The sequence below is a fragment of the Achromobacter sp. KK8 genome (assembly GCF_054188005.1).
Map to the genome: position 1 here is coordinate 5317300 of NZ_CM135178.1, position 12539 is coordinate 5329838.

At 69.7% G+C, this 12539-nt stretch carries 8 protein-coding genes; 6 read left to right on the plus strand and 2 right to left on the minus strand.

Annotated elements, in window-relative coordinates; genetic code table 11:
• Positions 1-124 precede the first annotated feature (124 nt).
• The 3 genes from ACVN9Z_RS24535 to ACVN9Z_RS24545 all read left to right on the plus strand — a co-directional run bounded on the left by ACVN9Z_RS24535 (position 125) and on the right by ACVN9Z_RS24545 (position 4066).
• Complete coding sequence (locus ACVN9Z_RS24535) at positions 125-631, plus strand: sigma-70 family RNA polymerase sigma factor (RefSeq protein WP_458212761.1); 507 nt, start codon at positions 125-127, stop codon at positions 629-631.
• Positions 628-1605 (plus strand): FecR domain-containing protein, encoded by a 978-nt coding sequence (locus ACVN9Z_RS24540; RefSeq protein WP_458212762.1) that lies wholly within the window; start codon positions 628-630, stop codon positions 1603-1605. The genes ACVN9Z_RS24535 and ACVN9Z_RS24540 overlap by 4 nt, the downstream gene beginning before the upstream one ends.
• Before the next feature lie 70 nt (positions 1606-1675).
• On the plus strand, positions 1676-4066 hold the full coding sequence (locus tag ACVN9Z_RS24545) for a TonB-dependent siderophore receptor (RefSeq protein WP_458212763.1): 2391 nt from the start codon (positions 1676-1678) through the stop codon (positions 4064-4066).
• A gap of 108 nt (positions 4067-4174) precedes the next feature.
• On the opposite strand, the gene purL is transcribed toward ACVN9Z_RS24545, so the two are convergent.
• Positions 4175-8224 (minus strand): phosphoribosylformylglycinamidine synthase, encoded by a 4050-nt coding sequence (purL, locus tag ACVN9Z_RS24550; RefSeq protein ID WP_070781720.1) that lies wholly within the window; start codon positions 8222-8224, stop codon positions 4175-4177.
• 364 nt (positions 8225-8588) lie between these two features.
• On the opposite strand from purL, the gene ACVN9Z_RS24555 reads away from it, so the two are divergent.
• From ACVN9Z_RS24555 to ACVN9Z_RS24565, 3 genes are all read left to right on the plus strand, one after another.
• Entirely contained in the window at positions 8589-9140 is a 552-nt protein-coding gene (locus ACVN9Z_RS24555; protein WP_006385116.1) for a TRAP transporter small permease, read from the plus strand.
• Positions 9137-10435 carry a TRAP transporter large permease gene (locus ACVN9Z_RS24560; RefSeq protein ID WP_006385115.1) on the plus strand — a complete coding sequence of 433 codons (1299 nt, stop codon included), beginning with the start codon at positions 9137-9139 and terminating at the stop codon, positions 10433-10435. The genes ACVN9Z_RS24555 and ACVN9Z_RS24560 overlap by 4 nt, the downstream gene beginning before the upstream one ends.
• A gap of 85 nt (positions 10436-10520) precedes the next feature.
• Positions 10521-11552: a DctP family TRAP transporter solute-binding subunit gene (locus tag ACVN9Z_RS24565; RefSeq protein WP_006385114.1), complete on the plus strand. Its 1032-nt coding sequence runs from the start codon at positions 10521-10523 to the stop codon at positions 11550-11552.
• 220 nt (positions 11553-11772) lie between these two features.
• Here ACVN9Z_RS24565 and ACVN9Z_RS24570 read toward each other — a convergent pair whose 3' ends face one another.
• Positions 11773-12537: an RNA polymerase sigma factor gene (locus ACVN9Z_RS24570; protein WP_458212764.1), complete on the minus strand. Its 765-nt coding sequence runs from the start codon at positions 12535-12537 to the stop codon at positions 11773-11775.
• Positions 12538-12539 lie beyond the last annotated feature (2 nt).

The following is a 12539-nucleotide window of genomic DNA, read 5'->3' on the forward strand; positions in this document are numbered from 1 at the left end:
TGCAATGAAAAGTTAAATATCTCATTGGGTTACATCGACAACGCGCAATTTCCGACTTGTCCAACAGAATTAACAACGATTATCATTTCCAGTCTTTGAACCCCGCGAGAGAAGGACTTCCATCGTGACGGCGGCCAACCAGCCCACGGCGCCCCCCTCCCTGAGTGCGCTTTACCGCGACCACCACGGCTGGCTGGCCGGCTGGTTGCGGCGACGGCTGGGCAGCGCGCACGACGCCGCCGACCTGTCGCACGACACCTACGAACGCCTGATAGTGTCCGGCCGCCTGCCCGAGGCCGGCCAGGCGCGCGCCTTCCTGACCCAGATCGCCAAGGGCCTGGTGATCGACCTGTTCCGCCGCCGCACCCTCGAAACCGCCTATCTCGAAGCGCTGGCGCAACTGCCCGAACCGCACATGCCGTCTGCCGAGGCCCGCGCGCTGGCGCTGGAAACGTTGATGGCGGTGGACGCCGCGCTCGACGCCCTGCCCGCCCGCGCGCGCCAGGTCTTCATCCTGTCCCGCTTCGAGGGCCTGACCTATTCCGAGATCGCCGCGCAGCTGGGCGTCTCGGTGGCGCTGGTGCGCAAGCACATGCTGCGCGCCGCCCAGGCCTGCCTGGCGGCGCTATGAGCGCCGGCGCAGCGGGCATCCCCGAACCGATCCTGGCCCAGGGCCTGGAGTGGCTGGTGGTCATGTGGTCGGGCGAAGCCACCGCCGACGAGCGCGCCGCCTGGCAGCGCTGGCGCAACGCCCATCCCGATCACGAACGCGCCTGGCAGCAGGTGCAGCGGCTGGACGCGCGCCTGCTGGGCGTGTCGCCCGAAGCCTCGGCCCGGGCGCTGGCGTCGTCCGGGCGCCAGGCCGGCCGCCGCAAGGCGCTGCGCCTGATGGGCTTTGGCCTGTTGGGCGCCGGCGCCGCCGGCCTCGCGGCCGGCCGCCTGCCTTGGGCCGCCTATGCCGCCGATTACCGCACCGCCGTCGGCGAACGGCGCGAGGTGCTGCTGGAAGACGGCACCCGCTTCACCCTGAACAGCGACAGCGCCGTCGACGTGCAATACAGCGCCGGCGCGCGCCGCCTGGTGCTGCGCCGTGGTGAACTGTACGTGGCCACCGGCCACGGCGCGCTGGCCGCCGGCCGCCCCTTCTCGGTCGCCACGGAATACGGCAGCGTGCTGGCGCTGGGCACGCGCTACAGCGTCGAGATCCAGCGCGACCGCATGCGGGTCGGCGTGTACGAAGGCGCGGTCGAGATCCAGCCGCGGCAAGGCGCCGCGCTGCGATTGCAGGCCGGCCAGGCCGCCGGCTTCACCGCGGATACGGCCGCGCTGCTGCCGGCCGCCTCCGCCGCCGCGCCCGCCTGGCTGCGGGGCCAACTGGTGGCCGACCGCCTGCGGCTAGCCGACTTCCTCGACCAGGTGGAGCGCTACCGCCACGGCGTGATCCGCTGCGACCCGCGCGTGGCCGACCTGATCGTCTCGGGGGTCTATCCGCTGGCCGACACCGACCGCATCCTGGCATCGCTGGCGGCCGCGCTGCCGTTGCGGGTGTCGCACTACACCGGCTACTGGGTGGTGGTGGAACCTAAAAATCCGGGCCAACCGTAGCACTTTTTCGTTCTCGTTCGGGAACCCTGCATAACCGCAGTATTCACGCCCGCAACGAGGATCCTTTTTCATGCCTGTCCGCACTCCCCTGAACGCCGCCCGCGGCACCCTGGCGCTGGCCTTGGCAGCCCTGGCGCTGGCCGCGCCGCCCGCCGCCCTTGCCGCCGACGCGCCGGTCCGCCCGGGCCCGGCCGCCGTCCGCTACGACATTCCGGCCGGTTCGCTCGACCAAGTGCTCAACGCCTACGCCCAGCAGGCCGGCGTGATGATCGCCATCGACGGCGCCCTGACCGCAGGCCGGCGCAGCGCCGGCCTGCGCGGCGCCTATGGGCTGCGCGACGGTTTCGCCGCCATCCTGGCCGGCAGCGGCCTGGCGGCCCAAGCGCAAGGCGGCGGCTACGTGCTGCGCCGGCTGCCGGCCGGCGCCGGCGGCGTCGCCACGCTGGAACCGGTGACGGTCAGCGCCGGCGGCGTGGCGCCCGACAGCTACGTGGCCGAGGCCAGCCGCGCCGGCACCAAGACCGACACGCCGATCCTGGAGGTGCCGCAGTCGATCTCTGTGGTGACGCGCGCGCAGATGGAGGCGCAGAACGCGCAGAGCGTGACCGAGGTGCTCCGCTACGTGCCCGGCGTGGCGGTGGAAACCTACGGCGTCGATCCCAAGGGCTTTGACTGGGTCATGCTGCGCGGCTTCAATGCCCAGGCCACCAGCGACTACAAGGACGGCCTGCGCCAGATCACGTCGGGCTACACGCTGTTCCGCAGCGAGCCCTACGCACTGGAACGCATCGAGGTGCTGCGCGGCCCGTCGTCGGTGCTGTACGGCCAGGGCGATGCCGGCGGCGTCATCAACCGCGTCAGCAAGCTGCCGTCCGCCACGCCGCAATACGAGGCCGAACTGGAGTACGGCAGCTTCCAGCGCAAGCAGGCCGCGGTCGACCTGACCGGCCCGGCCACCGAAGACGGCACGCTGCTGTACCGCGTGATCGGCGTGGCGCGCGACGCCAACACCCAGTTCACCTACCCCAACGGCGACCGCATCGCCGACGACCGCCTGTTCCTGGCGCCGTCGCTGACCTGGGCGCCGTCTGCCGCCACCCGCTTCACGCTGCAGACCGAGTACCTGCACGACCGCTCCGGCGGCACCATCGGCACCGTCACCATCAACGGCAAGCCGACCGACCTGCGCAACGGCGATCCGGACTTCAACCGCTACACGCAGAAACAGAAGAGCATCGGCTACCTGTTCGAGCACCGCTTCAACGACACCTTGCAGGTTCGCCAGAACCTGCGCTACGGCCAGGTCGACGCGCTGCTGGACAACATCCTGCTGTCGGGCATCGGTCCGGCGGGCCTGACCCGCACCGCGCGCCGCTACGACGAAAGCATGACCGCGCTGGCGCTGGACAACCAGGCGCAGCTGGATTTCAACACCGGCCCGCTGGCCCACACGCTGCTGCTGGGACTGGACTTCAACCGCAGCAGCGCCGACGTCTCGCGCACCTACGGCCCCGCCCCCAGCCTGAATCCCTACGACCCGGTGTATGGCGTGCACGTGCCCACGCCCACCACGCCGATGGCCAACTATCTGGAAACCACCCACCAGACCGGCTTGTACGTGCAGGACCAGGTGCGCTTGGCCGAACGCTGGGTGCTGACGCTGGGCGGCCGCTACGACTGGTACCGCCAGAAGAACGAGAACCGCCTGCTGGGCAACACCGCCGACCAGGACGGCTCGCGCTTCAGCGGCCGCGCCGGCCTGAACTACGTCATGCCCAATGGTCTCGCGCCCTACGTCAGCTACGCGCAGTCGTTCCTGCCCAACACCGGCGTGACCGCGCTGGCCAATGGCAGCGCCGCCTTCGCGCCGTCGCGCGGCCGCCAGTGGGAAGGCGGCATCAAGTTCCAGCCACCAGGCTCGAACGCGCTGTACACGCTGGCCGTGTTCGACATCAAGAAGAGCAACGTGCTGACCAATGACCTGCAGAACCCGGGCTTCCAGGTGGCCTCGGGCGAAGTGCAGTCGCGCGGCGTGGAACTGGAAGGCAAGTTCAGCCTGGGCGACGGCTGGGACTTCACCGGCTCGTACACCTACGTGCGCGCCCGCATCAGCCGCGCCAACGACGCCACCCAGGGCAAGCGCCCGGCGCTGGTGCCCGAGCACAGCGCCTCGGGCTGGCTCAACTACACCGTGCGCAACGCCGCGCTGGCCGGCCTGAGCCTGGGCGTGGGCGCGCGCTACGTCGGCTCGACCTATGGCGACAACGCCAACACGCTGAAGATCGACAGCCACACCCTGATCGACGCCGGCGTGTCGTACGCGGTGGACAAGCACCTGACGCTGTCGGTCAACGCCACCAACCTGTTCGACAAGGAGTACCTGGCGACGTGCTCGGACCTGACCGACTGCTACCCGGGCAGCCGGCGCAGCGTGATCGGGCGGGTGAAGTACCGCTTCTGAAAACGGCGTGCATGAAAAAAGCCCCACCGGTTTTCCGGTGGGGCTTTTTGCGTCAGGCCGCCCCCTCGGGGGGCAACTAGCGCGAAGCGCGCGGCGCGGAGGCCCCTTCTATTTCAGCCAGGCGCGCGCATTGCGGAAGATGCGCATCCACGGGCTGAACTGGCCGCCACTGTCGGCGTTGCCCCACTTCTCGGGCGCCCACGACATCATGACGTTGCGGGTCACGCGTTCCGGGTGCGGCATCATCACGGTAAAGCGGCCGTCGGCGGTGGTGACGGACGTCAGGCCGCCCGGGCTGCCGTTCGGGTTGAACGGATAGGCCTCGGTGGCGTTGCCGCGGTTATCGATGTAGCGCGCCGCCGCCAGCACGCGGCCGGCGTCGCCCTGCTGCGAGAAGTCGGCGTAGCCTTCGCCGTGCGCCACCGCGACCGGGATGCGCGCGCCTTCCATGCCGGCAAAGAAGATCGACGGCGACTTGGCCAGCTCGACCATCGACAGGCGCGCCTCGTATTTCTCGGACAGGTTGCGGGTGAAGCGCGGCCAGTGCTCGGCGCCCGGGATCATCGGGGCCAGCGCGGCCATCATCTGGCAGCCGTTGCACACGCCCAGCGCGAAGGTGTCGGGGCGCGCGAAATATGCCGCGAACTGATCCGACAGCTTGCTGTTGAAGCGGATGGTGCGGGCCCAGCCCTCGCCGGCGCCCAGCACGTCGCCGTAGCTGAAGCCGCCCACGGCCACCAGGCCCTGCACCTGCGCCAGGTCGACACGGCCCGACAGCAGGTCGGTCATGTGCACGTCGACCGCGTCAAAACCGGCGGTGTCGAAGGCCCAGCCCATTTCCACCTGGCTGTTGCAGCCCTGCTCGCGCAGGATCGCCACACGCGGGCGCTTGCCGCTGTTGATGAACGGCGCGGCCACGTCTTCCTGCGGGTCGAAGGCCACGTTGGGGCTCATGCCCGGATCCTGCGTGTCGTTCCAGACGTCCAGCTCGGCCTGGGCGCAGGCCGGGTTGTCGCGGCGCGCCATGATGCGGTAGGAGACTTCGCTCCAGGCGCGGCCGAGGTCGGCGCGCGGCTGGCCCCAGACCTTCTTGCCGTCGCGGTAGAACTCGACCTCGTCGCCGCCGTTCAGGCCGCCGATGACGTGCGAGTGGGCCGACAGGCCGGCGCCGCGCAGCACCTGCATGACGGCGTCGCGCTGGGCGGCCGGCACCTGGATGACGGCGCCGGCTTCTTCCGCGAACAGCGCCTTGAGCGTCAGTTCGTCGCGCTGCACCGCCACCTGTTCCGGACGGATCTTGTAGTCGCCCCAATCGGCCGATTGCGGGTCGAAGGTCAGCATGTCGAGGTTGACCGAGATGCCGGTGCGGCCGGCGAAGGCCATTTCCACCAGCGTGGCGAACAGGCCGCCGTCGGAGCGGTCGTGGTAGGCCAGGATCGTGCCGGCCTCGGCCAGGGTGCGGATGGTGACGAAGAAGGCGCGCAGGGCTTCCGGCGAGTCGATGTCCGGCACGGTTTCGCCGACCTGGTTGTAGGTCTGCGCCAGGATCGAGCCGCCCATGCGGTGCAGGCCGCGGCCCAGGTCGATCAGGATCAGCACGCTGTCGCCGGCGTCGGTGCGCAGCTGCGGCGTGAGGCTGGCGCGCACGTCGCCAACCGGCGCGAAGGCCGTGACGATCAGCGACACCGGCGCCACCACCTGGCGCTGCTCGCCGTCCTGCTCCCAGGAGGTCTTCATGGACAGCGAATCCTTGCCCACCGGGATCGACAGGCCGGCGGCCTGGCACAGCTCGCTGACGGCCGACACGGTGTCGTACAGCGCGGCGTCCTGGCCGTCGACGCCGCAGGCGGCCATCCAGTTGGCGGACAGCTTGATGTCTTCCAGGCGCGCCACGTCGGCGGCGGCCAGGTTGGTCAGGGCCTCGGCCACGGCCATGCGGCCGGAGGCCGGCGCGTTCAGCATGGCGATGGGCGTGCGTTCGCCCATGGCCATGGCTTCGCCGCGGAAACCCTGGTAGTCAGCCAGGGTGACGGCGCAGTCGGCCACCGGCACCTGCCACGGGCCGACCATCTGGTCGCGGCTGGAGAGGCCGCCGACGGTGCGGTCGCCGATGGTGATGAGGAACGACTTGTTGGCCACCGTGGGGTGGCGCAGCACGCGGTAGGCCGCTTCGGTCAGGTCGATGCCGGCCAGGTCGAGCGGCTCGGACACGCCCGGCAGGCGGCGCACGTCGCGCGTCATGCGCGGCGGCTTGCCCAGGATGACGTCGATCGGCACGTCGACCGGACGCACCTCGGCCTCGCCCTGCGGACGGATCGTGTCCAGGCCCGGCAGGCCTTCGCCGTCCACCACGCGCAGCTGGCGCTCTTCGGTGGCCACGCCGACCACCGCGTAGGGGCAGCGTTCGCGGCGGGCGATGGCGTCGAAACGCTCCAGGTCCTGCGGCAGGATCGACAGGACGTAGCGTTCCTGCGATTCATTGCTCCAGATCTCGGCGGGCGACAGGCCGGATTCTTCCAGCGGCACGCGCTTCAGATCGAAGATGGCGCCGCGGCCGGCGTCGTTGACCAGTTCCGGGAAAGCGTTGGACAGGCCGCCCGCGCCGACGTCGTGGATGGCGATGATGGGGTTGTTCTCGGCCTGCTGCCAGCAGCGGTCGATCACTTCCTGGGCGCGGCGCTCCAGTTCGGGGTTGCCGCGCTGGACCGAATCGAAATCCAGCTCGGCCGAGTTGCTGCCCATGCTGATGCTGGAGGCGGCGCCGCCGCCCATGCCGATGCGGAAACCCGGGCCGCCCAGCTGGATCAGCAGCGCGCCGGGAGGGATCTCGTTCTTGTGCGTCAGGCCGGCGTCGATGCTGCCCAGGCCGCCCGCGATCATGATGGGCTTGTGGTAGCCCCAGCGCGTGCCGCCGGCGGTCTGCTCGAACGAACGGAAATAGCCCAGCAGGTTGGGACGGCCGAATTCGTTGTTGAAGGCGGCACCGCCGATGGGGCCGTCGATCATGATGGACAGCGGCGAGGCGATGCGGTCCGGCAGGCCGTGGTGGTCGGCTTCCCAGGGCTGCGTGGCGTCGTCGAAGCGCAGGTGCGAGACGGTGAAGCCGGTCAGGCCCGCCTTGGGCTTGGAGCCGCGGCCGGTGGCGCCTTCGTCGCGGATTTCGCCGCCGGCGCCGGTCGAGGCGCCGGGGAACGGCGCGATCGCGGTCGGGTGGTTGTGCGTCTCGACCTTCATCAGGGTATGCACGGTGGTGTCGCGGCGGATGTACCTGGCGCCGTCGACGCCCTCGCCGGTCACGCCCGGCACGCCGGCCTGGAAGCGCTGCGCCGGGCCGCCGGCCATGATGGCGGCGTTGTCCGAGTACGCGACCACGGTGCCTTCCGGCTGCGCCTTGTGGGTGGCGCGGATCATGCCGAACAGCGTGTTGGGCTGCTCCTGGCCGTCGATCACCCACTGCGCGTTGAAGATCTTGTGGCGGCAGTGTTCGCTGTTGGCCTGCGCGAACATCATCAGTTCGACGTCGGTGGGATCGCGGCCCAGGTCGCTGAACGACTGGGCCAGGTATTCGATCTCGTCATCGGACAGGGCCAGGCCCAGCGTGCTGTTGGCCTCGACCAGCGCGGCGGCGCCGCGCGCCTGCACGTCGACCGTGCGCATCGGCTTGCCGGCCAGCGGCTGGAACAGCGCCTGGCCGTCGAAGCTGGCGTCGACCACGGTTTCGGTCATGCGGTCGTGCAGGCAGTCGGCCGCGCGCGCCAGCATGTCGGCGTCGAACGACTTGCTGCCCAGCAGGCCGCGTTCGGGCGTGATGACGTAGCGCACGCCGCGCTCGATGCGGTGCACGGCCGACAGGCCACAGTTGTGGGCGATGTCGGTGGCCTTGCTGGCCCACGGCGAGATCGTGCCCAGGCGCGGGATCACCAGCAGCGCCAGGCTCTTGGCCGGCGCCTCGCCGGTGGCGGGCGTGCCGTAATCCAGCAGTTGGGTCAGTTGCTGCTGCTGTTCGGCCGTCAGGGCGGCGTCGGTGCTGACGAAGTGCTCGTAGCGGGCGGAAATGTCGGCCACGGGCAGGCCGGCTTCCTTCAATTGCGCCAGCAGGCGGTCACGACGAAAGGAGGACAGGACGGAGGAACCAGGCAGATGCTGAACAAGGGACACGATGCGGGCGCCGTATAAGGAAGGGAGCAAAACAAGGATTTTACCCCGCTTGGCGGGTTTTCCCGGACGGAAGGACAGCCATGTCCCGATCCGGCCCGAATTCGTCCGGCTTTGGCCATTGTTACAAAAGAATTCCGCGACGCAACGACCGGCCTGCTGCACAGCAATATCCCCACCAAATCCCTGTCCGCATCGCGGGTTATGGCGTGCACCCGCCCCGCGCCGGCGGCCGCGGTATTGCGACGCACCATGTTGCGGCCATACCGCAGCGCGGGAAAACACGAACACCCCTGCCCTTGCCCCGACGGTAGGATGCAGCGACCCCATACCAAGAAAGCGCCCGCCGCGCTGGCCGTTGCCTCACATGTCACGCCCCGAAGCCCCCGCCGAGCCTGTCGAACCGATCATCCCCGCCGAAGCAGACCCCGCCGTGAAAGTGCCGCTGGCCATCGAGGACTGGCTGGCCGTGATCCTGCTGGCGGCGCTGGCCATCATCACCTTCCTGAACGTGCTGGTGCGCTACTTCACCGACCAGTCGTTCGCCTGGACCGAGGAAATCTCGGTGTTCCTGCTGATCGTGCTGACCATGGCCGGCGGCAGCGTGGCCTTCGTGCGCAACCACCACATCCGCATCGAGATCCTGGCCGACAACGGCTCGCCGCGGCGCCAGCGCATCATGGCGCTGATCGCCAACTTCTGCGTGCTGGCGTTCTTCGTGCTGCTGACGGTGCTGTCGATCAAGCTGGTGTCCGACGAATTCGTCTATGAGGAAACCTCGCCCGCCATCGGCGTGCCGACCTGGTGGTATTCGATCTGGCTGCCGGTGATGGCCGCAGCCATCTCGCTGCGCACGCTGGGCACGCTGCGGCGGCTGTGGCGGGCGCCGCTGCCCAAGGCCGACGGGGGCCAGGCATGATCGCCGGCATCCTGTTCGCCGTCTTCATCGCGCTGATGCTGATCGGCGTGCCGGTCGGCGTGGCGCTGGGCATCGGCGGCACCGTGGCCATCGTGCTGTCCAACCTGGACACGCCCTGGTATGGCCTGCTGACCGTGCCGCAGAATTTCTACGCCGGGCTGGCCAAGTACCCGCTGCTCGCGATTCCGATGTTCGTGCTGGTCGGCTCCATCTTCGACCGCTCCGGCGTGGCCAAGCGGCTGGTGGATTTCGCCATCGCCATCGTCGGCCGCGGCCCCGGCATGCTGCCGCTGGTGTCGATCGCCGTGGCCATGTTCCTGGGCGGCATCTCGGGCTCCGGCCCGGCCTGCGCCGCCGCGGTGGGCGCGGTGATGATCGCGGCCATGTCGCGCGCCGGCTATCCGGGCGCGTTCTCGGCCTCGGTGGTGGCGGCGGGCGCGGCCACCGACATCCTCATCCCGCCCTCGGTGGCCTTCATCATCTATTCGGTGCTGGTGCCCGAGGCCTCGGTGCCGGCGCTGTTCGCCGCCGGCATGGTGCCCGGCATCCTGGCCGGCCTGGCGCTGATCGTGCCGGCCGTGTGGCTGTCGCGCAAGCACAAGATGGGCATGCTGGAAGCGCACCTGCCGCGCCCGCCGTTCTGGCGCAGCCTGCGCGAGGCCTCGTGGGGCCTGGCCGCGCCGGTGCTGATCCTGGGCGGCATGCGCATGGGCTGGTTCACGCCCACCGAGGCGGCCGTGGTGGCGGTGTTCTACGGCCTGTTCGTGGGCATGTGCATCCACCGCACCATCAAGCTGCGCGACCTGTACGTGATCCTGCGCGAGGCGGCCGAGCTGTCGGCCGTGATCATGCTGGTGGTGACGCTGGCCGGCATCTTCGCCTGGGCCCTGTCCACGCTCAGCGTGATCGACCCGATCACCCACGCCATCGTCAATTCCGGGCTGGGCGAATGGGGCGTGCTGGCGCTGCTGATCCTGCTGCTGATGACCGTCGGCATGTTCCTGGACGGCATCTCCATCTTCCTGATCTTCGTGCCGCTGCTGATGCCGATCGCCAAGGCCTACAACTGGGACCCGGTGTGGTTCGGCGTGATCCTGACGCTGAAGGTGGCGCTGGGCCAGTTCACCCCGCCGCTGGCGGTCAACCTGATGGTGTCGTGCCGCATCGCGCGCGTGCCGATGGAATCGACGGTGCGCTGGGTGGTGTGGCTGCTGGGCGCGATGTTCCTGGTGCTGGTGGCGGTGCTGGTGTTCCCGCAGCTGGCGCTGTGGCTGCCGCACAAGCTGGGATATTGAGGGAACCGGACGGGGATCTGGACGCCACCGCCCGGCATGCATTCATGACAACAACAGACAGACCCGCAAAGAGAGGAGACGCAACATGAATTTCCGCAAGCTGATCGGCGCCACGCTGTGCGCCGCCGCCGTGGTTGGCCTGCCCGCCGCCGCGCAGGCGCAGAACTACAAGCCCGAGTACAAGCTCTCCATCGTCGTCGGCACCACCTTCCCGTGGGGCCAGGGCGCCGAGATCTGGTCGAACCTGGTGCGCGAGCGCACCCAGGGCCGCATCAACATCAAGGTCTACCCCGGCACCTCGTTGGTGCAGGGCGACCAGACCCGCGAATTCACCGCCATCCGCCAGGGCGTGATCGACATGGCCGTCGGCTCGACCATCAACTGGTCGCCGCAGGTCAAGCAGCTCAACCTGTTCTCCCTGCCCTTCCTGATGCCCGACTACGCCGCCATCGACGCGCTGGTGCAGGGCGACGTGGGCAAGGAAATGTTCAAGCTGATCGAGAAGGCCGGCGTGGTGCCGCTGGCCTGGGGCGAGAACGGCTACCGCCAGCTCAGCAACTCCAAGCGCGAGATCAAGCGGCCCGAGGACATGAAGGGCATGAAGCTGCGCGTGGTCGGCTCGCCGCTCTACATCGACACGTTCACCGCGCTGGGTGCCAACCCGACCCAGATGAGCTGGGCCGACGCCCAGCCGGCGCTGGCCAGCGGCGCGGTCGACGGCCAGGAGAACCCGCTGTCGATCTACACCGGCTCCAAGCTCTACACCGTCGGCCAGAAATACCTGACGCTGTGGAACTACGTGGCCGATCCGCTGATCTTCGTGGTCAACCGCGAGGTCTGGAATTCGTGGTCGGAAAAGGACCGCGACATCGTGCGCCAGGCCGCGCTGGACGCCGGCAAGCAGCAGATCGTGATCGCGCGCAAGGGCGTCACGCCGGAAGACCCGTCCTTGCTCAAGGAGATCGAGGGCCACGGCGTCACCGTGACTTCATTGAACCAGGCCGAGCATGACGCCTTCGCCAAGGTCACCCAGCCCGTCTACGACAAGTGGAAGAAGCAGATCGGCGAAGACCTGGTCAACCTGGCCGAGAAGTCCATCGCGGCGCGTAAGAAGTAATTCCGCCGAAACGACGGCACGCCAACCGAACAAGCAGCAAGCCCCAGGGGAACGGGCGGCGCAAGCCGCCAACCGAGGCAGGGACGTCAGATCCCGCCCACCAAAGACGGGCGCCGGCCACAAGCCGGCGCCCGTCGCCTTTTCAGCGAGCGTGACGGCGCGCGGCCCCACCGCGAACCCCGCGACCGCCCGCGCGGCGATTACCGGCGCCGCCGCATCGTCACGCGCAGGAAACGGGCCGGCCCAGGCCCTTGGCGCAATGCCGCAACGCCTGCCGCAGCGCCGTGTCGATCGAACGCGTGGACAGGCCCAGCCAGCGCGCCACCTCGTCGCGCGAGCGCCCTTCCACCCGCAACGCGACCAGCACCGCCTGCTGCTGGCGCGACAGGCCGTCCATGGCGCGCGCCAGCGCCGCCAGTGTCGAGCGGGCCTCGGCGCGGGCCTGCGGGCCGGGCGCGTCGTCGCACAGGTCCGGACAGCCGCCCTCGGGATCATCGAGCGAGACGCAGGACGGCCGCGCGCGCACGATGTCGATCGCCAGGTGGCAGGCCATGCGGAACACATAGGCGTCGGCGTTGGCGACCTCGCCCGCCACCGGGCGCGCCAGCCGCAGCCAGGCGCCATGCAGGCCTTCGCTGGCCAGGTCGGCGCAGCCCAGCCGCCGCGCCAGGCGGCCATGCAGGGCCGCGTAGCCCTGCACCAGATGGTCGCGCAGGCGCGCCGCGGTCTCGGCCGATGGCGATGCGTCGAGCCACGCCGCGTTTGCCGCGGCGGCGGCATTTGCGGCATTTGCCGCGTTCGCCGCCGGCGCGGGCCGCGCGCCCGCCAGCCGCGCATAACCGCCCACCCGGCAGTCCGGCGCCAGATCGGTGTCCGTGTCCGGCCAGGGCGCGGCTCGCGCCGCGCCCCAGTCCGGCGCGTCGCGCCAGGCCGGCGGCGGCGCGGGCCGGCCCCGGCGGCTCGCGCTAGGGATCGGGTTCATCATGG

Coding starts and splice junctions, on each gene's coding strand:
- ACVN9Z_RS24570 (WP_458212764.1), bottom strand. CDS start 12,537: ATGATGAACCCGATCCCTAGCGCGAGCCGCCGGGGCCGGCCCGCGCCG.
- ACVN9Z_RS24555 (WP_006385116.1), top strand. CDS start 8,589: ATGTCACGCCCCGAAGCCCCCGCCGAGCCTGTCGAACCGATCATCCCC.
- ACVN9Z_RS24565 (WP_006385114.1), top strand. CDS start 10,521: ATGAATTTCCGCAAGCTGATCGGCGCCACGCTGTGCGCCGCCGCCGTG.
- ACVN9Z_RS24545 (WP_458212763.1), top strand. CDS start 1,676: ATGCCTGTCCGCACTCCCCTGAACGCCGCCCGCGGCACCCTGGCGCTG.
- ACVN9Z_RS24540 (WP_458212762.1), top strand. CDS start 628: ATGAGCGCCGGCGCAGCGGGCATCCCCGAACCGATCCTGGCCCAGGGC.
- ACVN9Z_RS24560 (WP_006385115.1), top strand. CDS start 9,137: ATGATCGCCGGCATCCTGTTCGCCGTCTTCATCGCGCTGATGCTGATC.